Source organism: Mucilaginibacter conchicola (genome assembly GCF_003432115.1).
GTDB lineage: Bacteria > Bacteroidota > Bacteroidia > Sphingobacteriales > Sphingobacteriaceae > Mucilaginibacter > Mucilaginibacter conchicola.
Map to the genome: position 1 here is coordinate 292,618 of NZ_QWDC01000003.1, position 24,867 is coordinate 317,484.

25 protein-coding genes and 2 pseudogenes are annotated in these 24,867 nt (G+C 44.3%); 11 read left to right on the forward strand and 16 right to left on the reverse strand.

Annotated features, from left to right (window positions below):
• Positions 1-44 precede the first annotated feature (44 nt).
• From D0C36_RS17935 to pdxH, 3 genes and pseudogenes are all read right to left on the reverse strand, one after another.
• Positions 45-1,172, reverse strand: a complete 1,128-nt coding sequence (locus D0C36_RS17935; protein ID WP_233524538.1) for an NADH-quinone oxidoreductase subunit D — start codon at positions 1,170-1,172, stop codon at positions 45-47.
• A 159-nt stretch (positions 1,173-1,331) separates the two neighbouring features.
• Positions 1,332-1,793 (reverse strand): annotated as a pseudogene (locus D0C36_RS24700) (NADH-quinone oxidoreductase subunit C); the annotation flags it as partial.
• Positions 1,790-2,437: a pyridoxamine 5'-phosphate oxidase gene (gene pdxH, locus D0C36_RS17940; protein ID WP_117393036.1), complete on the reverse strand. Its 648-nt coding sequence runs from the start codon at positions 2,435-2,437 to the stop codon at positions 1,790-1,792. The gene pdxH and the pseudogene D0C36_RS24700, both read right to left, overlap by 4 nt.
• Before the next feature lie 110 nt (positions 2,438-2,547).
• Between pdxH and D0C36_RS17945 the strand changes: the two genes are divergently transcribed.
• Positions 2,548-3,111: a YqgE/AlgH family protein gene (locus D0C36_RS17945; protein ID WP_117393037.1), complete on the forward strand. Its 564-nt coding sequence runs from the start codon at positions 2,548-2,550 to the stop codon at positions 3,109-3,111.
• A gap of 171 nt (positions 3,112-3,282) precedes the next feature.
• On the opposite strand, the gene D0C36_RS17950 is transcribed toward D0C36_RS17945, so the two are convergent.
• Positions 3,283-4,761, reverse strand: a complete 1,479-nt coding sequence (locus D0C36_RS17950; protein WP_147322034.1) for a hypothetical protein — start codon at positions 4,759-4,761, stop codon at positions 3,283-3,285.
• A gap of 119 nt (positions 4,762-4,880) precedes the next feature.
• Entirely contained in the window at positions 4,881-6,545 is a 1,665-nt protein-coding gene (locus D0C36_RS17955) for a glycine--tRNA ligase (protein ID WP_117393039.1), read from the reverse strand.
• A 442-nt stretch (positions 6,546-6,987) separates the two neighbouring features.
• Here D0C36_RS17955 and D0C36_RS17960 point away from each other — a divergent pair, with 442 nt between their 5' ends.
• The 6 genes from D0C36_RS17960 (at position 6,988) to D0C36_RS17985 (ending at position 10,933) form a co-directional block, all read left to right on the forward strand.
• A complete protein-coding gene (locus tag D0C36_RS17960) occupies positions 6,988-7,581 on the forward strand; it encodes a hypothetical protein (RefSeq protein ID WP_117393040.1) in 594 nt (197 codons plus the stop codon).
• A 142-nt stretch (positions 7,582-7,723) separates the two neighbouring features.
• A complete protein-coding gene (locus tag D0C36_RS24400; RefSeq protein WP_147322035.1) occupies positions 7,724-7,957 on the forward strand; it encodes a hypothetical protein in 234 nt (77 codons plus the stop codon).
• A 95-nt stretch (positions 7,958-8,052) separates the two neighbouring features.
• Positions 8,053-8,760, forward strand: a complete 708-nt coding sequence (locus D0C36_RS17970; protein ID WP_117393042.1) for an ATP-binding cassette domain-containing protein — start codon at positions 8,053-8,055, stop codon at positions 8,758-8,760.
• A gap of 215 nt (positions 8,761-8,975) precedes the next feature.
• Complete coding sequence (locus D0C36_RS17975; protein WP_117393043.1) at positions 8,976-9,488, forward strand: acyloxyacyl hydrolase; 513 nt, start codon at positions 8,976-8,978, stop codon at positions 9,486-9,488.
• A gap of 134 nt (positions 9,489-9,622) precedes the next feature.
• A complete protein-coding gene (locus D0C36_RS17980; protein WP_117393044.1) occupies positions 9,623-10,303 on the forward strand; it encodes an outer membrane protein in 681 nt (226 codons plus the stop codon).
• Positions 10,304-10,438: 135 nt separating this feature from the next.
• Positions 10,439-10,933: a hypothetical protein gene (locus D0C36_RS17985; protein WP_117393045.1), complete on the forward strand. Its 495-nt coding sequence runs from the start codon at positions 10,439-10,441 to the stop codon at positions 10,931-10,933.
• Positions 10,934-10,991: 58 nt separating this feature from the next.
• On the opposite strand, the gene D0C36_RS17990 is transcribed toward D0C36_RS17985, so the two are convergent.
• From D0C36_RS17990 to D0C36_RS18005, 4 genes and pseudogenes are all read right to left on the reverse strand, one after another.
• Positions 10,992-11,150, reverse strand: coding sequence for a Sec-independent protein translocase subunit TatA/TatB (locus D0C36_RS17990; protein WP_117393046.1), 159 nt, complete (start codon positions 11,148-11,150; stop codon positions 10,992-10,994).
• An 88-nt stretch (positions 11,151-11,238) separates the two neighbouring features.
• Positions 11,239-11,742, reverse strand: a complete 504-nt coding sequence (purE, locus tag D0C36_RS17995) for a 5-(carboxyamino)imidazole ribonucleotide mutase (protein WP_117393609.1) — start codon at positions 11,740-11,742, stop codon at positions 11,239-11,241.
• 44 nt (positions 11,743-11,786) lie between these two features.
• Positions 11,787-12,137 (reverse strand): annotated as a pseudogene (locus tag D0C36_RS18000) (four helix bundle protein).
• Positions 12,138-12,188: 51 nt separating this feature from the next.
• Entirely contained in the window at positions 12,189-13,328 is a 1,140-nt protein-coding gene (locus D0C36_RS18005; protein ID WP_117393047.1) for a 5-(carboxyamino)imidazole ribonucleotide synthase, read from the reverse strand.
• Positions 13,329-13,595: 267 nt separating this feature from the next.
• Between D0C36_RS18005 and D0C36_RS18010 the strand changes: the two genes are divergently transcribed.
• Positions 13,596-15,053 carry an NADP-dependent isocitrate dehydrogenase gene (locus tag D0C36_RS18010; protein ID WP_117393048.1) on the forward strand — a complete coding sequence of 486 codons (1,458 nt, stop codon included), beginning with the start codon at positions 13,596-13,598 and terminating at the stop codon, positions 15,051-15,053.
• Between the two features lie 166 nt (positions 15,054-15,219).
• Here D0C36_RS18010 and D0C36_RS18015 read toward each other — a convergent pair whose 3' ends face one another.
• The 4 genes from D0C36_RS18015 to D0C36_RS18030 all read right to left on the reverse strand — a co-directional run bounded on the left by D0C36_RS18015 (position 15,220) and on the right by D0C36_RS18030 (position 18,430).
• Positions 15,220-16,311: an AI-2E family transporter gene (locus tag D0C36_RS18015; RefSeq protein WP_117393049.1), complete on the reverse strand. Its 1,092-nt coding sequence runs from the start codon at positions 16,309-16,311 to the stop codon at positions 15,220-15,222.
• Between the two features lie 72 nt (positions 16,312-16,383).
• Positions 16,384-17,094 (reverse strand): hypothetical protein, encoded by a 711-nt coding sequence (locus tag D0C36_RS18020; protein ID WP_117393050.1) that lies wholly within the window; start codon positions 17,092-17,094, stop codon positions 16,384-16,386.
• On the reverse strand, positions 17,081-17,737 hold the full coding sequence (locus D0C36_RS18025) for a hypothetical protein (protein WP_117393051.1): 657 nt from the start codon (positions 17,735-17,737) through the stop codon (positions 17,081-17,083). The genes D0C36_RS18020 and D0C36_RS18025 overlap by 14 nt, the downstream gene beginning before the upstream one ends.
• A gap of 12 nt (positions 17,738-17,749) precedes the next feature.
• Complete coding sequence (locus tag D0C36_RS18030; protein WP_117393052.1) at positions 17,750-18,430, reverse strand: hypothetical protein; 681 nt, start codon at positions 18,428-18,430, stop codon at positions 17,750-17,752.
• A gap of 41 nt (positions 18,431-18,471) precedes the next feature.
• Between D0C36_RS18030 and D0C36_RS18035 the strand changes: the two genes are divergently transcribed.
• Both D0C36_RS18035 and D0C36_RS18040 read left to right on the forward strand, forming a co-directional pair.
• Positions 18,472-19,485, forward strand: a complete 1,014-nt coding sequence (locus D0C36_RS18035) for a threonine aldolase family protein (protein WP_394339850.1) — start codon at positions 18,472-18,474, stop codon at positions 19,483-19,485.
• 623 nt (positions 19,486-20,108) lie between these two features.
• Entirely contained in the window at positions 20,109-21,194 is a 1,086-nt protein-coding gene (locus D0C36_RS18040; protein ID WP_117393054.1) for a DNA topoisomerase IB, read from the forward strand.
• Here D0C36_RS18040 and D0C36_RS18045 read toward each other — a convergent pair.
• Positions 21,191-21,583, reverse strand: a complete 393-nt coding sequence (locus D0C36_RS18045) for a winged helix-turn-helix transcriptional regulator (RefSeq protein ID WP_117393055.1) — start codon at positions 21,581-21,583, stop codon at positions 21,191-21,193. The two genes, D0C36_RS18040 and D0C36_RS18045, sit on opposite strands and share 4 nt — an antisense overlap.
• Before the next feature lie 104 nt (positions 21,584-21,687).
• On the opposite strand from D0C36_RS18045, the gene D0C36_RS18050 reads away from it, so the two are divergent.
• A complete protein-coding gene (locus D0C36_RS18050) occupies positions 21,688-22,431 on the forward strand; it encodes an SDR family oxidoreductase (protein WP_117393056.1) in 744 nt (247 codons plus the stop codon).
• 69 nt (positions 22,432-22,500) lie between these two features.
• Here D0C36_RS18050 and D0C36_RS18055 read toward each other — a convergent pair whose 3' ends face one another.
• Entirely contained in the window at positions 22,501-24,333 is a 1,833-nt protein-coding gene (locus D0C36_RS18055; protein WP_117393057.1) for a M56 family metallopeptidase, read from the reverse strand.
• Between the two features lie 5 nt (positions 24,334-24,338).
• A complete protein-coding gene (locus D0C36_RS18060) occupies positions 24,339-24,701 on the reverse strand; it encodes a BlaI/MecI/CopY family transcriptional regulator (RefSeq protein WP_117393058.1) in 363 nt (120 codons plus the stop codon).
• Positions 24,702-24,867 lie beyond the last annotated feature (166 nt).

Genomic DNA, 24,867 nt, shown 5'->3' on the forward strand with positions numbered 1-24,867 from the left:
GTAAGAAAGTATCTTGATTCCTGATTCTAAAAGTCTTGAATCTCTTACCTATCCACTTCTCCCAACACAAAATCGATCGAGCCAATAATAGCGATCACATCGGCTATCATTACGCCTTTTGAAATGGCAGGGACAACAGAAAGGTTATTGTAGCTTGGCCCGCGGGCTTTTACGCGGAACGGGATCTCAGACCGTTCATTATCATGGATGAAGTAGAAACCCAGTTCGCCTTTGGTGCCTTCGCAGCGGGCGTAGTAGTCCTGGGCTTTTGGGGTAAGCTTGCGGGGTAGTTTTGCGCGCGGGTCAAAATCCGGCGTGCGTTTAAGCTCTTTTTGGAGCCTGTCAAGGCATTGCTCAATGATGCGGACAGATTGATCTATCTCATCCACACGCACCTTATAGCGGTCCCAGCAATCGCCGGTAGTACCCATAACGCCCGCACCTATCGGTACCTCAAAATCAAGCTCGGGGTAAACGGAGTAGCCATCAATGCGGCGCAGGTCATAACGCAAGCCCGAGCCACGCAGCACAGGGCCGGTACAGCCATAGTTAATGGCCACATCAAGCGGCAAAACGCCTACGTTGGCGGTTCTGCTGATAAAGATCTGGTTATCGGTTAAAAGCTGATTAAGCTCAACCATTTTAGGCTTAAAATAGTCGATAAACTCGCGGCAGCGCTCCTCAAAACCAACAGGCAGATCGTAGAATAGACCACCTACCCAGATGTAGTTATACAGCATGCGCGAGCCCGATGCCCACTCCAGCATGCCCATAATATGCTCACGGTCGCGGAAACACCACAGGAAGGGCGTAAACGCACCGATATCGATACCGTAAGTACCAATAGCTATCAGGTGCGATGCAATACGGTTCATCTCACAAACCAGCACGCGGATATACTCGATACGTTTTGGGATATCTTTATCAATCCCCAACATCTTTTCGGCACCCATTACCCATGCATGGGCGTTGTTCATTGATGCCAGGTAATCCATCCTATCGGTAAACGGGATAGTTTGTTGGTAGGTAAGTGCCTCGGCATGTTTCTCAAAACAGCGGTGCAGGTAACCTACATGGGGGATAACTTCTTTTACTATCTCACCATCAGTTATCAACTCCAAACGGAGTACACCGTGGGTAGAGGGGTGCTGCGGGCCCATGTTTAAAACCATGTCCTCAACAGCTGCGTCGGCAATTTTTTGTTCGTAGCGTTTTAGCGCTTCGTTGTATTTGGGGTTTTTGTCCTCTGCAATTTTGTACTCGATCTTCTCGGCACTATCCTTAGGCTGCACCGGGTAATCTATCTTGATGCCTTTATAATATTCGGTAGCAACGTAATCCTTGCGGAGCGGGTAGCCTTCCCAATCATCAGGCAATAAAATACGGCGCAGATCGGGGTGACCTTCAAAGAAGATCCCTACCAGGTCGTAAGTTTCACGCTCGTGCCAGTCGGCAGTGGCGTACACGTGCGATACGGTAGGGAAGGTAGGCAGGTTATATTCATTCCTGTCGTTCTCCATGCTCACCTTTAGGGTGATGGTAAGATTATACGGGATGGATGTTAATTGGTAAACAACACCAAAGCGATTGGCGGCAGTGCCATAATCAACCCCGCTAAGACAATTCAGCAGGTCGAAGTAGGTTTTAGGGTTATCGCGCAGCTCGAGGCAAACATCGGCTATCCTTTCGGGCTGTATCAGCAGCGCAGGCTGCAGGCCGGTGCGCTCTTCGCCAATAATAACTTCATTGCCAAATTTGGCCGCCAGTAAATCTTTAATGTCGTCAAAGGTCATGGAGCCAGGCGTACTATTTTCCAGTTTTTGTTATCAACTTTTTTATAAACTATCCTATCGTGCAGGCGGCTGCGGCGGCCCTGCCAAAACTCTATCATGCGCGGCTTTACGATGTAACCGCCCCAGTGCGATGGTTTTGGTATTTCGCCATCGCCAAATTCTGCTTCTAATTTCACTATGTGCTCTTCAAGTGCTTCGCGGCTCTCTATCTCCCGGCTTTGCGGAGAGGCAACGGCACTTATCTGGCTGGCTTTAGGGCGCGAGTGGAAGTATTTTTCAGAATACCATTTATCCAACTTCTCGATGGTGCCTTCAATACGGATCTGGCGCTCCATATCGCCCCAGAAAAATACAAGGGCAGCATTGGGGTTTTTAGCCAGCTCCTTACCTTTACGGCTAAGGTAGTTGGTGTAAAATTTAAAGCCATCATCACTGAAACCTTTCAACAGCACAATTCTTGCCGAAGGGCGGCCATCAGTTGTGGCGGTAGCCAGGGTCATGGCGTTAGGCTCATGTACCTTGGCGTTAATGGCATCGTTAAACCATTTGTCGAACTGTTTTATAGGGTTGGCATCCACATCTTTTTCGCTAAGCGAAGCCGCTGCGTAATCCTGTCTTAAATTTTCTATATCTTTTTGCTCCATCAGCGCAAACTTACAAATTAATTAAACCGTAAATAAGACAACAGTTGGTTTTTAATATGCCAACGAACATATTTTTACATTTAGCGTTTAAATAATAAATAGTTAACCTTATGCTAAGTCCTATCGCACCTGCTGCAGGCCGCTTACTGATATCTGAACCTTTTATGTCTGATCCTAATTTTAAAAGATCAGTTATCCTGCTTACCGAATATTCTGAAGCTGGTGCAATGGGTTTTGTGCTTAACCACCAAACAGAAATGATGCTGGGCGATATTTTGCCCGATGTTTCATACTCGGAGATCCCGGTTTATGCGGGTGGCCCAGTTGCGGCTAACACCCTGCATTATATACACCGTTGCCCCGATAAGATTGACAATGGCATTGAGATATGGGACGGCATTTACTGGGGCGGAGATTTTGACCAGATAAAAGACCTGATCACCAATTATCAATTAACCGAAGACGAGATAAAATTCTTTACCGGTTACAGCGGCTGGACACCCAGCCAACTGGACGAGGAACTGCGCGAAGACTCATGGATAGTAGCCAACAACTTTGAAGCCGATAGCATTTTTAGCAATAACGAACAAAACCTATGGCGCGAAGTGGTGATAGGCCTTGGTCAGCGCTATGCACATATCGCTAATTTCCCTGAAAACCCGATGTTGAATTAGGAAGCCCTGGCCAAACCCGAAAAAGCCTCAGTTTAAAAAGACTGCGCCATTGCGAGGTACGAAGCAATCTCTTTAGGGCAAAGCGGCCCTGTACAGTTTGGAGATTGCTTCGTTCCTCGCAATGACGCGTGAATAGCAAAAAAGCCCCGGGGTTTCTCCGGGGCTTTTTTATTAATATGTGTTTTGCTGCAAGGCAATATTGTAGCTGCTTTGTGTCCAGCCTTTGGGGTCAAAGTAGGGCACCAGGAAACAATCTTTAAACCAGAGGATGTTAGGGCCGTCAGAAAAATCATCTTTGTTGAGGTGTTTTTTCGACAGGTAAGCCATCTTATCCCAGTTGCCGGTGTTTACATCGAGCACGGCGTATAAGCCCGAGTTTGAGTGCTCGGTGCTGTTTGAAATGATGTGCAGCTTGTTGTTCACGAAATGGTAACCGGTCTCCAGCGTGCGGTGCGGCGAACCGCTTTTTGATGGCAGCAACACCTGGAATTTTGGCTGAAGGTTTTTATCATAACCGTTTATAATAGTGGTTGCTTCCATGAAATACGAACCACGGTTACTTACCAATTGCGAGTTTGCTGCAAAACTCACTATCAACTTGCCGTCTATCTCGTTGATGTACTTAATGCCGAAACCACGCGCATCACCGGCATCATTTTCGTCTATCTTTTTATCAATAGGTACAAAATTCTTTTTGATCTGTTTTAAGTGGTCTTTGGTGAAAACCTCGTTGCTGTATTCTTTTTTGTTGGTGGCAAAATCAAATTTGCCAATGTTCAGCACCATTTGTTTATCCTGCGAACGGAAGAACATGCCGTAGTACAATACATTATTATCAACATCAGATGGTTTAAAAGAAAGCAGATCGGCCGGGTCAAAGTCTTTGTTCTCTTTAAACTCACCATCAAGCGCCATCTGGTTTGATGGTGCCGTTTTGCCGGCATCATAGCGCGAGATCTCGATGTTGGGGCCGTTTAACCAGCTAATAAACATGTCGCCGTGCTTGTTCCAACTGGTGCCTATGTAATTGCCGTTTGAGATAATAGGGCTAATGGTACTGGCCACGTTAAGCTTTTCATCATAATCCAATATCTGCATGGCTGTGGTTTGGATATTTTGCCTGCGGTAAGCTTTAAAAGAAAAGTATGCGAAAGGGCCGGGCAACGCAACTTTCATGCTGCGTTTAAGGCCGGTTTGCCTTACCAGGAGTTTCATGTAATCGCCATTACCGGTGCTTAACTCTGCAAAGCAGCGGTACTCGTTGGGGCCGGTGTAAATTACTTTATCAACTATCAGTTTACCGGTGGCAGGGTCAACCAGGTAAGCTTTGTAGGTATCATTAGCGCCTTTAAAAAAGCTGTGATCTGTAGATACCAGGGCCACCACCTTGCCTTTAAACCTATCTACAGAAAGGGCATAGCCGGGATAGGTATTGCTCCAAAGCACACGCATTTTATCATCAACAGCCATCAGCTGAAAATTTTCATTATCGTTGTTGATCTGGATGATGCTTACGTGGTCGTTAAGCGAGAAACTGTTGATGCCTTTTACACCTTTTAAAAACTCTTCCATCAAAGGCGGTTCGTACTGGGCGTAAATAAGTGTTGGGGAAAGGATAAGACACAATAGTGCGAGTAGAATTCTCTTCATGTTAAATTAATAGGGTTTAAGTAGCCCTAAAGATAAATAAATCCTGCTAAACCGATAGTGCCGCAAATAAAAAAGCCCCGCTTTTGGCAGGGCTTCTTAAAACTTATTGGTGTAAATAATTACAACACATTTTTCCAGCTAACCAGGTCGCCTATAATGCGGTCAAGGTCATCGGCGTTTACACGCTCCTGGGCCATGGTATCGCGGTGGCGGATGGTTACGGTATTGTCTTCTAACGATTGGTGATCTACCGTGATACAGAAAGGCGTACCAATAGCATCCTGACGGCGGTAACGTTTACCGATAGCATCTTTCTCCTCGTATTGCAGGTTAAAGTTTAGCTTCAATTTATCCATTATCTCGCGGGCTTTCTCCGGCAGGCCGTCTTTTTTGGTCAATGGGAAAATAGCGGCTTTAACCGGCGCAAGGGCAGGATGCAGGCGTAACACGGTGCGGCTATCCTGTTTCTCTTCGGTGCTCAGGTCTTCTTCTTCGTAGGCGTTTATCAGCGTAAGCAGGAACATCCTGTCTAAACCGATAGAAGTTTCAATTACGTAAGGGATATAGTTACCATAAGGTTTTCCTGTTTCAGGGTCAACCTCAGGGTCAAAATACTGCATTTTTTTGCGCGAGAATTTCTCATGCTGACTCAAATCGAAATCGGTACGGCTATGGATACCTTCAACTTCTTTAAAACCGAACGGGAAGTTATACTCGATATCAAAAGCAGCATCGGCATAATGGGCCAGTTTAGTATGCTCGTGGTAACGGTATTTCTCAGGCGCGGTACCTAAAGCCAAATGCCAGTTTAAACGGGTTTGTTTCCATTTATCAAACCACTCGCGCTGTGTGCCCGGGCGAACAAAGAATTGCATCTCCATCTGCTCAAACTCGCGCATGCGGATAATGAACTGGCGGGCAATTACCTCGTTACGGAAAGCCTTACCAATTTGCGCAATACCGAACGGGATCTTCATCCTGCCCGATTTTTGCACGTTCAAGTAGTTCACAAATATACCCTGTGCCGTTTCCGGGCGCAGGTAAATGGTTTCAGACTCATCGGCAATAGCACCCACCTGCGTGCTAAACATCAGGTTAAACTGGCGTACATCCGTCCAGTTAGCAGTGCCGCTTACCGGGCATTTAATATTTTGTTCAATGATTATGTCTCGAAGTTTTGATAAGTCTTCAGAAATTAAAGCATCAGTAAAAGACTTGAATAACTCCAACGCATTTTTAGCATTGATGTCATCTGCTATAAAGAGATATGCTCTTTTAACATTTTCAGAAAAATTAGTTGAATGAATATCAACAATCGTTTGGCCCGCTTCAGGATTTCTGAAATTTTCTTTAACAAAATTTAAGTCAATTTCTTCAGTAGAACTAAAAGTTATCTCATTTCTTTTAAAATAATCGTCTAAATCTGAAAAAGCCTTATTCCAGTAGTCTTCAATTTTGTCCTCGATTAACTGATCGGCACGGTAGCGTTTTTTGCTGTCCTTGTTATCAATCATCGGGTCGCTAAAGCCATCAACGTGGCCGCTGGCTTTCCAGATGGTAGGGTGCATAAAAATGGCAGAGTCAATACCAACAATGTTCTCGTTCATCTGCACCATGGCTTTCCACCAGTAGGTTTTAATGTTGTTCTTTAATTCAGAACCATTTTGGCCGTAATCGTAAACGGCGCTAAGCCCATCATAGATCTCGCTACTCTGGAAAACAAAGCCATATTCTTTGGCGTGTGATATTACGTTTTTAAATAGATCGTCAGTTTGATTGCTCATAGTAAGGGCAAAGATAAATTTTAGAGGCTAATATTAAAGGTGTTAATATCGAATAATGAATGTTGATCTTAGAATGATGAAGTAGTTTGTAGTGGTGAGCCTTTCGAACCACTCAGCGCGCTCACAGGTCTTCGACAAGCTCAGACTGACAAATTTTAATTCATTGGCGTTCCCGCCAGTTTGCGGGCCGCGCTTTCCGTTCATACGCCTGCCCCGAAGGGATGCCTATGGCACACGCCTTACGCGCAGGGGCCGGTATCCACTGCAATCGCTAACGCAGTTTGTCTGAATCAAAATTTTCAGAATCTACAGAATAACTAACCCGCTGTCATTCTGAGCGTGAGCGAAGAATCTAACCGCGTTCTTCTAAACCATCATTTATGTGATCAAAGGATCAACACAATTACAGATTATATCTTCCCACTTTACTATCTTGGCAACCATGAGTAAAATCGTTATAACCGCAATCGCTTTACTATTTTCCTTTGCTACTTACGGGCAGCAGAAAGCTGATAGCCGGTTTTATGCCCCACGCAGCATTGAACAAACCATAGGCGAGAAGTACGTCTTACTGCCGGTTGATAGCAACAAAAAGGACTATGGTTATCTCCTTCACAAATGGGCAAGCGAAACAGAGGAACTGCCCTTTACACCGGCCTCAGATGCCGGGAGAGTGGTTGCTTTGGTGGGCATTGTAAGTAGTAACCATGCAAAGTTGAACCGGGAAGATGGTGTTATGTATTTCCAATACTTTAAAAATGCCGACGATAGCGCAATGCCCAATTTTGCACCCGCGGCCGATTATGAGAAGCTTAAAAGTTTGGTCAATAAAAAGTTATGGCTTAAAGCAGATAAACAAAAGGTAACAATTACCCATGTTGAGCTTACGCCCGATAATAACGCACCTTTTAAACTAACATATAAATATGCTAATGGCAAACAAGGTGCTATGACCGTTGCCCTAAGCGGTATCAATTCAAAAGTAACTGATAAAATGCAGTTGTTTGATAGCAGGTTTTCTGTTACAGCATTATAAAACCTTTACCATGGCGAACATGCGGTCTGTCTGCCCTAAATGCAAAAGTGATAACATAAAGTTACGCTCAAGAACTATTTTCTTTAAAAGGATAATTATTTGCTTGTGTATTTTCGGTTTCGGTTATTTTATATTCGACGGCATGCGTAAAGAAACTGATGTAGATGGTGTGGTATTAGTTGGACTATTTGGCAGTATGGTGACAATGGCTACATCATTAGTAGTCGGTGTAATTTGGTTTAGTTGGTTTATTGTCACCAAGAAAAACACTTACAGGTGTGGTTATTGCAAAGATGTATTTGAAAATCCTGAATATGTCCCATTACTTACAAATGAAGAATTGCATAATACCATCATAAAAAGAAAAACATATTAGGGCAGCCCGCTTCAGCAATCGTTATTCGATATTCAACCTCAACAAATCTCAAATCTCATATCTCAAATCTCGTATCTATCCAATAACTTTACCGCATGAGCATACAGGTAGCCGCATTAACCAAAATTTACGGTCAGCAGAAAGCAGTTAACGCCATCAGCTTTGAGGCTGGTACGGGTGTGCTTGGTTTTTTGGGGCCAAATGGTGCGGGTAAAAGTACTACCATGAAAATGCTTACCTGCTACCTTCCGCCATCAGAAGGTACGGCTACGGTTGCGGGTTTTGATATTGGTACACATCCGCTTGAGGTGAAACGCAGTATAGGCTACCTGCCCGAGAGTAACCCGCTGTACACCGATATGTACGTAAAAGAAGCCCTTGGCTTTGTTGCCGGTATCCACCATATTCATGAGCCGGAGAAACGAATTGCCGAAGTAATAGAGCAAACCGGCCTTGGCCCCGAGCAGCACAAAAAGATAGGGCAGCTATCAAAAGGTTACCGCCAAAGGGTAGGGCTGGCGCAGGCCATATTGCATGATCCGCAGGTGTTGATACTGGATGAACCCACCTCGGGCCTCGACCCAAACCAGTTGGTAGGTATTCGTCAATTGATCAGTGATCTTGGTAAAACCAAAACCGTTATCCTCTCTACCCATATCATGCAGGAAGTTGAGGCCGTATGTAATAATGTGATCATTATTAATAAAGGTAATATTGTAGCTAATGATACGCTTGCCGGCTTGCGTAACAAGAATGGTGATGCATCGCTCGAGAGCATTTTTATTAAGCTAACCAACGCTTAGTAATTATATTTATTAAATATTTCTTCCTGTTTATCAGTTTATTACAGCTGTATTTAAAAATACCTGTAACGATTGAGGTAATACCCCCGTCTATATCTTCAAATAAAAGCAGAGGCGTATTTAATAGTATTAAATACCCAATATAGGGTATTGCTTAACTGTATTATTTGTACCTAACTTTGCTTTAGTTTAAATCTTATAACAATTTTTTTATCATGAAAAAAGTATTACTTCTATTAACCGTTATCTGCGGTTTAACAGTTGCTGCAAAAGCACAATCAAAATCAGAAACAGGCAAATTCAGCATCGGCGTTGAAGCGGGTTTACCATTAGGCAGCTTTGGCGATGGCTACAGCTTTGGTATTGGTGGTTCGTTGAAATATGACCAGCCGGTTGCCGAAGGTACTTTTGTTACCGGTTCTGCAGGTTACACAAGCTTTATCGGTAAAGACGTTACTGTACCGGGCTTGGGTACTTTTAAAAACTCGGCAGCTGGTTTCGTGCCTGTAAAAGTGGGTGTTAAGTATTTCCTTGCCGAAAGCTTTTACGGCGAAGCGCAATTAGGTGCTGCTTTTTCTACTCAAAGCGGTGGCGGTACTGCATTTGCTTATTCACCAGGCATTGGTTACCAGTTTAGCCCTAATGTTGACCTTGGCGTGCGTTACGAAGCATGGTCAAACAATGGTACTATTGGCCAGGTAGCTGCGCGTTTAGCTTACAGCTTCTAAGTATTATCCAAACAACAATTAAATTTCTAAAGCCCGGAGTTTTTTGCTTCGGGCTTTTTGTTTTTTAACTACGGATGTTGTTGTTTTAAATATATGTGTTAGTTTTGTCGCCAACATTAATCTTATACACACTTATGAAAAAAGTATTATTACTGGTAACCGTAGTATGCGGTTTATCAGTTGCGGCCCAGGCGCAAACACGAACGGTAAAAAAGAAAAAGGTAACCACAACCAGAACAACCGCAGCGGCAAAATCGTCGCCTACGGCAAGTACCACCACCACCAAAACCGCTACTACCACTACTACACCTAAAGCGGCACCGGTGGCAGCTACAACTACCACTACAACAAGAACATCTGCTGCATTATCACCAACTCAGGGTAAATTCAGCATTGGTGTTGAAGTAGGCCTTCCTTTGGGTGATGCAAAAAACGCATCTAACCTTATCATTGGCGGTTCATTGAAATATGAGCATCCTGTTGCAGAGAATGTATTCATCACCGGTTCTGCGGGTTATTCTAAGTTTTTAAATAATGAAGAAGCCAAGGCTGCTGATTATAGCTTTTCTGCCATCCCTGTTAAAGTTGGCGTAAAATATTTCTTTGACCAGGGCTTTTACGGTGAAGCACAGATAGGTGCTGCTTTTTTACACGAAAGTATTGGCGATAACAGTGGTAACGCTACTGCGTTTGCCTATTCGCCGGGCATTGGCTATGCATTTACGCCTAATTTTGACATTGGCGTACGCTACGAAGGTTGGTCTAAAAACGGTACGCTTAGCCAGGTTGCCGCCCGTTTAGCTTATAGTTTCTAACCAAAACAAGATATATGTTTATAAAGCCCAAAGTATTATTGCTTTGGGCTTTGTATTTTTTAACTGCAAGTATTGTCTGTTTGCAGATAAGTGTTAGATTTGCTTTCAACATTTAATCTTATACAACAAATACTTATGAAAAAATTATTATTCATACTGGCTATAGTTGCCGGTACGGCCTTTACGGCATCAGCACAAACCAGTTCAGAAAAGGGACGCTTCAGCATCGGTTTTGATGGCGGTTTTCCGATTGGCGATTACGGTGATATTTACAGCGTTGCGCTTGGTGGTAATTTAAAATATGAGCATCCCGTAGCGCCTTCTACTTTTGTTACTATCTCTGGCGGTTACACTTCTTTAAAAGTTAAAGACGAATTGGGCGGTGGCTCAGATGGTTTTATCCCGGTAAAAGCAGGTCTTAAATATTACTTTGGCGGCCAGGGCTTTTATGGCGAAGGTCAGTTAGGTGCCGTGTTTGGTACAGCAAGTGGTTCAACTACTTCATTTGCCTACTCGCCTGGTATTGGTTACACCATTGAGGGTGGGTTTGATATCGGTGTGCGTTATGAAGGTTGGTCAAACAACGGAACGCTAAGCCAAATAGGTTTCCGCGTTGGGTATAATTTCTAAACCTCTCTATAAACTAAAAATTAAAAAGGCCCGGTCATTTGATCGGGCCTTTTATTTTTTAGTCTTCTTTTACAGATGATTTAGCGTCTTCCTGGGCTGTTTTAAACTCTTTAACACCCTGGCCAAGGCCACGCATTAATTGAGGTATTTTTTTACCGCCAAATAATAACAATATCGCGATGATGATCAAAATGATCTCTGGTGCACCTAATCCCATAACTTTTTATTTAATTGATTAATTTTTAAATGTAGTAATAAACTTTCTATAATAAACGAAGTATCGGTGTAAGCGGTTTTTATACCGGTTATCCATTTCCTTCCATTTCTTTTGCGCTGTCCTCAACCTTCTTTTTAAGATCGTCTTTAAAAGCGATAAGGTTTTTAGTCAAATACTCATCAGCAACAGATAATATCTGCGCAGCCAGTATGCCCGCATTTTTCGCCGCATTTAAAGCTACGGTAGCTACAGGGATACCATTAGGCATTTGCAGGATGGACAGGATAGAGTCCCAGCCATCAATAGAGTTGCTTGATTTTACCGGTACACCAATTACAGGCAAATGCGTTAATGATGCCACCATACCCGGCAAATGCGCTGCACCACCTGCACCGGCAATAATTACTTTTATACCACGATCTGCCGCGGCACGTGCATAGCTGAACATCCTATCAGGCGTGCGGTGGGCTGATACCACGGTTATCTCGTAATCAACACCTAATTCTTTCAAAACGTCGGCAGCATCCTGCATCACATGCAGGTCTGATTTGCTGCCCATTATAATGGCTACTTTTGGTTCTTTTGGGTTCATAGTTTTTAGTTCATGGTTCATAGATGATGGTCCATGGCAGTAATTCAAAGTGTATTTCGTAGCGATGTTATCATCTTCACCAATACTTCATACTCTGTATATAATGTTGCAAAGTTATCATCCTGAATGTAACCCCGGCTTTTTGCGATGAATAAACAGCTTACAACTTCTATAGCCGATCTCAGCGAATAACTTAAAAAAGTTTTAAAAACAGGTTTGGTCTGTCCTGTTCAACCTTCGGCGATATTCAAAACTACAGAATCTGCTGCTCTCTTTATTTGCGATGTAAGTACGAATATTTCGTCTTTCGGGAATGTCTTAGCAAGTTCATTGATCTTTTCATTCATAACCATGGCTTTCTGCCAAACCTGAAGCTCTTCAAATCTAAATGCCATTTAAAACAGTATCTATGTTTTTACTATGAACTATGATCCATGAACTATCAACTAACTAATTACCTTCAACGTCTGCTGCACAAAGCGTGCTTTCTCAATTGCTTTCTCTCGATCGGCATCAACAATGGTAACGTGGCCCATCTTGCGGAAGGGTTTGGTTAGTGCTTTGCCGTAAAGGTGTACATAAACGCCTTCGCGTTTTAATATTTTCTCTATGCCTTCGTAAACCGCAGGGCCTTCGTGGCCGGCCTCGCCTAAAACATTCACCATAATGGCGTTGCTTAAGCAGGTGGTATCACCTAATGGCTGATTGAAGATAGCACGCAGGTGCTGTTCAAACTGCGACACCACGTTGCCCTCAATGCTCTGGTGGCCGCTGTTATGCGGGCGCGGGGCAAGTTCGTTCACCAATACTTTACCGTCTTTGGTCAGAAACATTTCTACCGCCAGTATGCCTACTATCTTTAAGGTATCAGCAATTTTCTTTGCAATAGCTTCCGCTTCCTGATGGATCTCGAAAGGCAGGGTAGAAGGTTGTATCAGAAACTCGACCAGGTTGGCTTCGGGGTTAAACTCCATCTCTACCATTGGGAAGGTTTTTACTTCGCCGTTCTCGTTACGGGCGACTATAACGGCTATCTCTTTTTCAAAATCAACCCAGCGCTCAATAAGGCTTGGCTCGGTAAAGGCTTTGGCAAGGTAACTTTCATCAACCACCTTGTAAACACCTTTGCCATCATAACCATCGCGGCGCAGTTTCTGGATGTATGGGAAAGGGATGCTGCTTGCTTTTAATTGCTCTGCAGACGATATAATCTGGAACTCGGCCGTTGGTATCTCGTTCTCTTTAAAGAACTGTTTTTGCAGGCCTTTATCCTGTATCAAACGTATAATGCGCGATTGCGGATAAACCATTACGCCTTCGCGTTCCAGTTGTTCCAGGGCATCAACATTCACTTTTTCTATTTCGATGGTGAGCAGGTCAACCTTTTTACCAAAGTTGTAAACGGTCTCGTAATCGCTAAGCGAGCCTACAACAAACTCGTTGCACAAGCGGCGGCACGGGGCCTCGCGGTCGGGGTCTAAAACTTTAACGGTAACGTTATAATTAATAGCCTGCTGTATAAGCATACGGCCTAACTGGCCGCCGCCTAAAATTCCTAATCTTAAATCGCCGTAAAATGCTTTCATGTAAGTGGGGGCAAATTTAACCTATTTATTCTTAAATGATTGCTTTAAGCTTAGGATGTTGCCGGTTTTTTATCAAACGGAAGTAAAAGAATGTATCTAAGCGGAATATAGCGGCGCGGTAAATGCCATCTTTTTAACCATTTTCTAATAACATATTTAGTCCGTTTTAATAAAATGTTAAGCCGACAATAAATGCCGTAAAACCTTTAAATATAGGCTTAAAAAGCCTACCTTTGCAGCGTTTTTACTCCACATATACACCACACTATGAGCACAAAGATCGCTGTAGCTAAAGGTGACGGTATAGGCCCCGAAATTATGGCCGCCGTCCTTCGCATATTTGAAGCCGCTAATGTTCCGCTTGAGTACGAATACGTTGAAATGGGTAAGTCTTATTTCGATGCAGGGCACTCTACAGGTATGACACCTGCCGCAAAAGAAACCATTGAACGTTTAGGCCTGCTGTTTAAAGGCCCTATGGAAACCCCGAAAGGCAAGGGCGTTAAAAGTATCAACGTTACTGCCCGTAAAGTTTGGAACACCTACGCTAACCAGCGCGATTTCCGCTCATTAAATGGTGTTGATACCGTTTTCTCTAAAGCAGGTATCCCTATCAACTTAACTATCGTTCGCGAAAATATTGAAGATACTTACGGTGGCATTGAGCACTTGTTAACCAACGACGTAGCTGTTGGCCGCCGTATCATCACCCGCCCGGGCAGTGCCCAGGTTATCCGTTACGCTTTTGAAATGGCCCGCCGTAAAGGTTATACCAAACTGGCTTGTGGCCACAAGGCTAACATCATGAAGCTCACCGATGGTATGTTCCTTGAAACTTTCTACGAGATAGCTAAAGAGTTTCCGGATATCGAATCATCAGACATTATTGTTGATGACCTGTGCATGAAACTGGTATCGCGCCCGGAGATGTTCCAGGCTATTGTGTTAACCAACCTGCAGGGCGATATCGTATCTGACCTTTGTGCCGGTTTAGTTGGCGGTTTGGGCTTTGCACCATCTGCTAACATTGGCGATAACATCTCTATCTTCGAGGCTGTACACGGTACCGCTCCTGATATTCAGGGTAAAGGTATTGCTAACCCTACGGCGTTGTTGTTATCAGGCATCCTGATGCTGCGTTACCTGGGTTACACCACCGCTGCTGCTAACATTGAGAATGCATTGCTTTACACTTTAGAGCAGGGCGTACACACCGGCGATTTCGGCGACAGAGCTACACCATCTGCCAATACCGAAGCTTTTGCTGATGCCATTATCGGTAACATGGGCCAAACGCCCGCTAAAGGTGCAGTTATTGCCCAGCCTGATACCCCGCACAAAGCCAATCAAAAACATCTTACCGAGAACAAGCTTACCGTTGTTAAAAAAGATACCAAAGAAGAAATTGTTGGTGTTGACGTGTTTGTTGAATGTAACAAGCAACCTAACGAGCTGGCCGAGCTTGCCCAGAAGAAACTGAACGAGAACCTTAAACTGGTAATGATATCAAACCGTGGTACACAGGTTTGGCCAACAGGCTCTATCTACACCGAGTTGGTGAACGAATACCGTATCCGTGTTGAGAAAAAAGACGGCGGCGTTATCTCTCAAAAAGAGATCCTGCACATTGCCGGTGAACTGTCCGACGATTTTAAGATCTGTTCTGTTGAGTTCCTGATGAAATTTGACGGCAAGATCGGTTATACCTTAGCGCAAGGACAATAAAAGTAAAAAGTTAAAATTCAAAATTAAAAAAGGCTCGTCTGGTTTGCAGACGGGCCTTTTTTGTTGTATCAATATGTCATTGCGAGGAGCGAAGCGACGCGGCAATGACATGGGTTTTAAGTCCAATGACCCAATGACAGCGTAGCGAATGACTAAATGACTAACACTAATCCGCATTTGCCGTTCTTACGCCCACTTCGTCATCATCCGGCTCATCAGGATTTATCTTTTTTACGTAGATCTCATCCACCAAAATAATAATGATAGATAGCAGTGGTACGGCCAGTATAATGCCCAGCACGCCTGACAGAACCCCCATAATAACCTGGCTGATGATGGTTAAAGCCGGCGGTATATTGATCATCTTTTTTTGGATGAGCGGGGTTACAATATTGCTTACAATGGTTTGCGATATGGTGTAGAGCAATGCCGTTATGATGGCCGTATTCAGATCTTTAGTAAGCGCCAGTAATACGCCGGGTATCATGGCGGCTAATGAACCAAAGTTAGGGATGAGTTTTAATAATGCAGTAAGTAGGGCCAATACCAATGCTACGGGTATTCCTATTATCCATAAACCGCTGGCTATCATTACAAAAATAAGCACCATGGATAACATCATGCCCTTTAACCAGCCTTTTAGCGCCTGGCTGGTACGGTTTATCACTTTGCGGGCCATCGGCTTATTTTGTGGCGGGAAAAGTTTAACAATGCCATCCTTATAAAGCGAAGGATGAGTTGAGAAAAATATGCCCAAAAACATAATGATATAGATATTACCCAACACACCAAAACTGGTGCTAAAGAAACTGCGCGCGGTCGACATCATTTTGTCGCTGTTATCGTCCTGGGTAAAATACTCCAGTACTTTTGCACCCAGCGGGGTTGATCCAAATTTTGTTTTAAAGTTATTGATGGTTTCGGGCAGAGTATCGCTAAGGGCTGCTATCTGGCCTTGTATGGTGGTGCCCATAAACCAAAGTAAGGTACCCAATATAATAAATGAACCCGCTACCGAGATGGTCATGCACACCTTGCGGTTCCATTTGGTGTTGCGCTCTATCATATCGCCAAGGCCGTGAAAATAAACAGCAATCAGCGAACCGGCCAGTATCATCAGCAACACGTTGAAGGCAACGCGGGCTATCAGGATAGATACAACCAAAAGGGCAACAATGGCAACGGTGTGCCATACTTTTTCAATATACGTGAGTTCCTTGCGCGGGCGAGGAGCGGGCGGGGTAGTGTTTTGAGCCATTATGAGCAGTCAGTTTATGCACATAATGACATTTTTTACCCTTAAAAGTTTTAAAGAATTTTTGCAGCCTTTTTACTGCTGATGCGAGGCCTTCACTTTGTTAAAGTATGCTATCAGTTTTTCGATACTGTGCAGGTTGTATTTGCCGGTTTGTATCTCTTGCACTACCTCGGGTTCATCGCCCATGGCCTCACTCATAATGTCACGGAAATTCTCGTCGGTAAGGTGGTGCATGGTGGCTGTATTGCCGCCATAGTAGTAGCTCAGCTTGTTTCTGTTACCGCCACCGCCGTCGCCAATGGAGATACCCAGGCCGCCACCGTATGATGCGCCGTAAGTGCCACCGCCAATACCTACGCCCGGCGATACATGTACCTTTTTACCACCGCCACCGCCGCTTCCTGCACCACGGGTGGCGTAAATTTTTATTTCCTCGTTTAAGGCTACGCGCACAAAATCAAATTCCTGTTTGGCCCAGGTCTCGTTGCCGGGGGCGTGTGCTACCACAAAGCTGTCTCTGCCGGCCACAAATGATTGCAGATCGCTGGTGGCAAGCGAGTAGGGCTCAGATTTTTCGCTGTCTTTAAAATTGATGAAACCCTCGTTTGCAATAGGGCCTTTACCACCGGGGTTAGGGTATATAAAACCCTCAACCTTGTTGCCTTTAATATCAATAAAATAGCCCGGCATCCATTTTTGGGCGCTGGCAGCTTGCGCTATCATCACCAAAACAAAAACGAAAGCTGTACGGCGTAAAGCAGTGAATGATTTATTGTGGTCCATTTGTATCAGTTGCAGGGAGTTTACCTGTGTAGTAATATTTCAGCAGGGCATCCATGTCACCATAACGAAAAGTTTTGTCTTTAATTTTAGCAACAACATCAGGTTTGTCGGCTAAAACGGTGCTCATGGTTTCAATAAAGTTTTTCTTATCCAGTTTGGTAACTGTATTTGCGTTTTTACCGAAGTAATAACTGGTGCGCACCCCTCGGCCAATGTGGGTGCCAACTTCCATGCCCACGCCAAAGTTGCCGCCACCACCGCCGCTTCCTATCAGCAATGGGAAACCCTGTTTAAATATCTTGGCGGCATAAAGGCAAACCGGGCCATCAACCTCAACCAGTAAAATGGGGCTGTTTTTTAGGTTGATGTTGGTTGATACCACAAAGCTATCGGCACCCATGGTAAAAGACTTGATCTTGAAATAAGGGATAGGGAAAATATCCGGCGAGCCCTCATTTTTAAAAAGGATCTGGTCGCCATCAGGATACTGGCCTTTTGACGGGGGCGACCATGACACCAGCCCTCGGAAAACCTCGCCGGTGGTATGATAAACCATTCCCTGGTCAAACTGTACATTGCTTAACTGGGCACGGCTAATAGTTGCGGTTGTAACGAAAATGAATAACAGAAATAGTTTACGCATGGGTGTTAATTATCAGGGAGCAACGGTCTGGTCTATATTTTCTGTTGGCGGCGGCGGGGGTAAATAGCCGTTTTTATAAAAGAAAAGTACATCATCCATTTTTCCTAAACCTAAACGCATTTTTTTGTTATTTATGCTTTCAACAACCAAAGGTTTATCGGCCATTATTTTGCTCATCACTTCTGCAAAGTTCTTTTTAGTGAGTTTTACCACATCGTTGGGGTTGCTGCCATAATAATAATCAGTTATACCCCATGATCTATACGGCTGCATCATCATTGCGCCACTTGCGCCGCCGTACATACCGCCACCGGCACTTGCTGTTTGCAAAAAGCTATATAATTTGATTTCGGCATTATTTAATACGACCTGCAGGAACGGAGAATAAGCAACTTCCTTATTTGCCGATACTACAAAGCTGTCTAAAGTAACGCTGTCTTTTTTTACAAGAAACGATTTAATTTGAGAGTTTGTAAGCTTTATCTTTTCAGCTTTTTTTTCGGGCTTAAAATAGATCTGATCGCCATTGCCTCCAAATATTGATTTTGCAGGCGGCGACCACGAGATAAGCCCCGTGTGTTTAACGTTATCCAGATCATAGTAAGCGCCTTCGTCGTAATGCTTGCCAAACAGTTGCGCCCTGGCGCTGAGCGTAACACTTAAGATACAAATGATAAGTAGGATTTTTCGCATAATGGTTTAGATTTGAAACCAAATATAAAAGAATTTGTGACATGATGAACGTTGATCTGCGCAGCGATACTGTTACCAAACCCACCCCGGGAATGCTTGAGGCCATGTGGAGCGCCAAAGTGGGCGATGATGTGTTTGGCGAGGACGAAACTGTGAACACGTTGGAAGAAAAAGCCGCCGCAATGTTTGGTATGGAAGCCGGGATCTTTTGCCCATCAGGCACCATGACCAACCAGATAGCCATAAAATGTTTTACCCAGCCCCTTGATGAACTTATAGCCGACCAAACGGCCCACGTTTATCGTTACGAGGGTGGGGGCATAGCATTTAACTCGGCAGTATCAACCCGTTTGCTGAATGGCTATCGTGGTATTTTGACCGCAGAGATGATAGAGCCGGAGATAAACGCCGAGAACATCCACTATCCGCATACCAGCTTAGTTGTGTTAGAGAACACCGTTAACAAAGGCGGCGGTGCCTGTTATACCCTTAACCAGATAGCACCTATTGCCGCACTTTGTAAAGAGCGTGGTTTAAAACTGCACCTTGATGGTGCCCGCATATTTAATGCCCTTGCCCACACCGGTGATAAGGCAGTTAACTACGGCAATTATTTTGATGGTGTATCGGTTTGTCTATCTAAAGGATTAGGCGCACCGGTAGGCTCAGTTTTGTTAGCTGATAAAGAGACCATCAAGTATGCACGTCGTATCCGTAAAGTATTGGGCGGCGGTATGCGCCAGGCAGGCTTTTTAGCCGCAGCGGGTATCTTCGCGTTAGATCATCATGTTGAGCGCCTGCAGATAGACCATGCCCACGCCCGCATCCTGGCCGATGAGCTGGCCAATTGCCAGTGGGTAACCAACATTATCCCTGTTGAAACCAATATCGTATTATTTGACACGGTTGAACCAGCCGATACCGTATTAGAGAAACTTGCCACCAAAGGCATAAAAGCCAGCAGCACCGATAAACATCGCATCCGCTTTGTAACGCACCTGGATGTGCACGCAGACCAGGTAGAGTATGTGGTTGGGGTGTTGAAAAGTCTTTAGTCGAAAGTTTTAAGTTCAAAGTTCAAAAATTATGTCATTGCGAGGAGCGTAGCGAGGGGGTAATCTCATCGCGTTCATCTGCAAGCGACGAGATTGCTTCTCCGCCAACCGGCGGATCGCAATGACATATACTAATATTTCCAAATCAACTCTTCGTTGTCATTTCGAACGAGCGCAGCGAGGAGAAATCTTCTTCGCGCAGAAGGTATGGTGCAGAAGGTATGGTGCAGAAGATTTCTCCTCGTACCTCGTTCGAAATGACAATTTTTTAATATCTAAGTCATCCTGAACTTGTTTCAGGGCCCCACACGCTAAGTCGACGCTTACTTAGCGCGTGGGATGCCGAAATAAATTCGGCATGACGGTAACTGCGTTGTCATTTCGAACGAGCGTAGCGAGGAGAAATCTTGTTATTAATGCTAAGCATCGGTTTTTCATAACTAACAAGATTTATCTTCGATGAGCTTCACTACGTTCCGGTTCTCGTCACCACAACCGTACATGCCCGCCCTGCTGCTCGCTCGAAATGACATGGCGGTTTCTTTTATGAATTAATAAAAATTCTTATGACTTAAGACTCCCGACTTAAAACTTTCGACTTAAAAGCATGTTATCCCTAACACATGAACCGCCTGATACAGAAATTAGAGAAGATTGGCCGCGACCCTAAGATAACGGCAAAAGCAGTGGGGCTGAGGTATGTATCAGACTCAACGGCCGGCTATACCCGCAAAAAATCAGGCAAGGGGTGGACGTATCTCGACCCGGAAGGCAAAACCGTGAAGGATAAAGAACTCATCCACCGGTTCAACAGCCTGGTTATACCACCAGCTTATACCAGTGTCTGGATCTCGCCGTATGAGAACAGTCACCTGCAATTTACCGGTACCGATGCTGCGGGCCGCAAGCAATACCGCTACCACACGCACTGGAACCAGATCCGCAATCAATCTAAATACCATCGCCTGCAAACTTTTGCCGCGCATTTGCCGGCTATCCGCAAGCAGGTAGACCATGATCTTAACCGCCGCAACCTCGGCCACGAGAAAGTGGTGGCTCTTGTAGTGCGACTGATGGAACTGACCAGCATTCGTGTTGGGAATGAATCGTACAAAAAACTTTACGGCTCATTTGGTTTAACCACGCTCATGGACAGGCACGTGAAGATAGAAGGTTCCAAAATGAAGTTCGAGTTTAAAGGCAAGAAAGGGGTGATGCACAAAGTTGCGCTGCAAAGTAAAAAACTGGCACGACTGGTGAAGCAATGCCGCGACATCCCCGGCAAAGAGCTTTTTCAATACTACAACGAGGACGGCAGCCGCTGCACCATAGGCTCGGGCGATATAAACGATTATCTGAAGGAAATTACCGGCGAAGATTTTACCGCAAAAGATTTCCGCACCTGGGCAGGCAGTGTGAGCGCCCTTTACGCATTTAAAGAAGCCGGCGAATTTGATACCCTTACCGAGTGCAAACGCAAAATAGTAAGCGTGCTTGATGAGGTGGCCATCAATTTAGGAAACACCCGCACGGTTTGCAAAAAGTACTACGTGCACCCATCGGTCATCAAAAGTTATGAGGATAAAACCATCTTTAAATACATCGATAAACTGGATGGAGACAAAGATATCCATTCCGCAGAACTGAACCTTGCCGAGAAAGCACTGTTAGACCTGCTGGAGCATGAGAAGCTTGCCGTAGCCAGTTAAGCCTCGCTACGTTTACCAACAATTACTTCGCGGTGTTTTACGCCCCATGCGGATAGCATGTTGATAATATCCCTTAGTGTTAAGCCATAGTTGGTTAAGCTATACTCAACGGTTATAGGTTGTGTATTTAATACTTCGCGGCTTATCAGTTTATTGGCTTCCAACTCTTTCAGTTCCTTGCTCAGCATTTTATTGGAGATGCCTTCAACGTCATTCAAAATATCAGAAAACCTGCGCTTGTTAAAGTAGCAGATGGATGAGATAATGGAGATCTTCCATTTGCCGTTCAGCACATCCATGGCATCATGCACTGCCATTACATTTTTTTTATTGGTAATGGGGCAGCAGGTTGGTGCTATGTCGGTAAGTTCAAGTGTTGCGTCAGTCATAAGTTACTTGGTTACTCAAATGTTACTGTTACTTTTAGTTACAAAGTAACTGAAATAAATTTAATAACCATAGGTTTGCGGTGTTAAATTTAAAAAACATAACAATGAGTTTCCAAAACAAAAACGTAGTAATAACCGGCGGAACAACCGGTATAGGATTCGCAACCGCAAAAGCATTTATAAACGCAGGTGCCAATGTTTGGATAACCGGCCGCAAAGCAGATAACCTGGAGAAAGCCGCTGCTGAGATCAACAGCCCCAACCTGAAAACCGTGTTATCTGATACCTCAAAAGTATCTGATATCGCCGTGCTTGAACAGTCTTTTGCACAAAGCGGTGAAAAGCTTGATGTACTTTTCCTTAACGCAGGTGTGGCCACCTTTGCGCCAATTGAACAGGCTACCGAAGATCAGTTTGATTACCAGTTTAACACCAACGTAAAGGGCCCGTACTTTACACTGCAAAAGTTTCTGCCGCATTTAAAAGATGGTGCATCGGTAGTGTTCACTTCATCGGTAGTGGCAACGGCATCAAACCTGGGTACCAGCATTTACTCATCAACCAAAGGCGCGCTGAACAAAGTTGCACAGATAGCTGCCAATGAACTGGCTGAGAGAAAGATCCGCGTTAACGTTGTTAGCCCGGGCCCTATACAAACCCCGGGACTGGAAGGCGCATTGCCTGCCGAAGCCAAAGCACACATTGCTACCCTTACAGCATTACAAAGGTTAGGCACTGCAGATGAGATAGCCAACACCGTGTTGTTCCTGTCATCAGAAGCAGCAACCTACGTTAGCGGCTCCGAAGTAGTGGTAGATGGTGGTTACCTTACTTTTGGTTTAAAATAACCAACCATTAACAAACAAAAAAGGCTCCCTTGCGGAGCCTTTTTTGTAAACTATTAACTGATCTTATTATTAATTCTTAGCTTTTTTGGTGGTGATATAAACCACGCCCTGTTTAGCTTTTTCGCCGTATTTCTGTAACGTATCAGGCGAGTTGCCGCTTGCTACACTCATGCTTTCGATATCAAAAGCTGATAGCTTTTTCATTTGTTTTTCGGTAGCTACTTTGCCATCTATCACAATAACCTTATCAGATATTTTATTATCTCTGCGGGCGCTGTATAGCCTTACGCCGGAGATAGCTCTTGGCACATCTGAAGTGCTGATGCCTGTGCTAAAAGTAGAATAGGTTTGTGTTTTAACATTTACGCCATTCACCGTTTTGGCGCTATCTAATTGTAGAAAAATATGATCGGCATTTTTACCTTCTATCACCACTTCTTTAAGCGGACCTGCATTTGCAGAAGCATCTGCACGGCGGGTTATTACAACCTGTGATATTTTTCCTTTCAGATCCTGAGAATTTGGTAACGATGCAATTACTTCTTTCTCTTTAGCACTAAGTTTTGCAGGATCTTTGGCTACACCATTGATAGTGATCTTGGTGATGGGATTTTCTACTACAGAGTTCATCATAGCTGCTTTGCCTTCTTCGCTGTCTTTGGTGATGATAGATATAGTTGCCGGTTCTGCCTTCGCATCGCCTTTAATAACGGTTACACCTGCTAAAGTATTGGGGTTAAGTTTAGCCAGCTCCTCTTTGCTGATTTGTTTGCCATCTACCACTATCCTTGCCGAATCCAGGCTGTTCGGCTTATCCAGTTTTATAGTAAATGCCGCTTTTTTACCGGTATCGCTTTTTATAAGGTATACTTCGGTAAGCTTACGTTTGGCGGTATCTCTCTTAGTAGTATAAATAGCTTTATTTTTAGCCGGCACGGTATCAGCAAAGGCTATGCCTGCATCTTTGGCGGCTTCTTTTATAGCGATGGTTACCGGTTTAATTGCATTGGCTAATTTGATAGTAAATGGTTTGGCTACCTCTGCTTTTGATATGGTGAATACCAGCAGCGAGCAAACTACAACAGGTATTACAAATGCATAGCGGGTAAGGTTAACCCTCGAAGATCTTTTTGCGTTCATCATGATAATGCGTTTTTTTATGGTTGACAGATTGAAATGATTTACAATGCCTGGCGTTTGGCTGTTAAAACTTACGTTAACCAGGCTGTACTGGTAGCTTTTGCTATCTATGCCGTTGTTGAGGATGCGGCGGTCGGTAATAAATTCGATGTTTTCGCGCACTGCCTTTTTCATGAGCCAGATGCCGGGATTGAACCAGTAGAACACGCAGCTCAGCTCGGCCAGCAGGATATCTAAAGTATGCCAGCCATTCACATGAATCTGCTCGTGCTGTAAAATAGCTTCCAGGTCGTTTTGCGAGTGATTGGCCGGATTGATATAAATACTTCGCCAGAAAGAGAAGGGGGCGGCTTCGCCTTCAATTACCCTCACATCGTGGCTATGGATACGTTGAGGCTTTGAGTTGCGGTACAGCATGTGAAGCGAGAACAGTTGCATCGTAAAACGGATGCCCAATACAACCACCCCAACCCAGAATGCTACTGTTGCCCATTGCCAGTAATCGGGCTTGCTTAGCATTTCTTCGGCAGGTAATTGCCATTTGTACATCACCACCTGTACGGGTTTGGCCAGGTTCTCGTGGCGTTGCGCAAAAGCAGTAAGGTCTATGTAAGGATACACCGTTGCAAACAGGATGGCCGCTACAAGGTATACGCGGTTAAGCGTATAAAAAGTAAGCGGGCGCAGCACCAGGTAGTACCCGGCACAAAACAGCAGCAGTGCCAGGTTCACTTTTAGCAAAAAAACAAATAAGGCAGGCATAATGGTTAGTTTTTAGGTTTTTCGATGAGGTTGATGATCTCCTGCAAATCGCTGGCGCTTATCTTTTTGTCTTTGGCAAAAAAGGTAACCAGGTCTTTATATGAGTTTTTGAAGTAGTCGCTTACAAAGCCGTTCATAAAACGGGCTTTATATTCTTCCTCGGCAATGGCCGGCGAGTAGCGGTACGAGTTGCCCATTTTTTCGGCGTTTACAAATCCTTTGCGCTCAAGGTTTTTTACCGTTGATGCCAGGGTGGTGTACGGTGGGCGCGGGTCTGCCATCTGCTCTAAAATATCTTTTATGAAAGCTTTGCCGGTTTGCCAGATAGCCTGCATTGCTTCTTCTTCCTGAGGTGATAATTTTTCCATTTCTACGATGTTTTCGTAAATTTACGACTATTTCGTATTTGTGCAAATCTTTTTAACAAATTTTAACAAAGGCAATGTGCATAACTCTTTGTACTACAACCACTGATTGGTATTTGACGATGCATTTAAAACCATTACCTTTGAGTTACCAAGTTAATTTTACAAA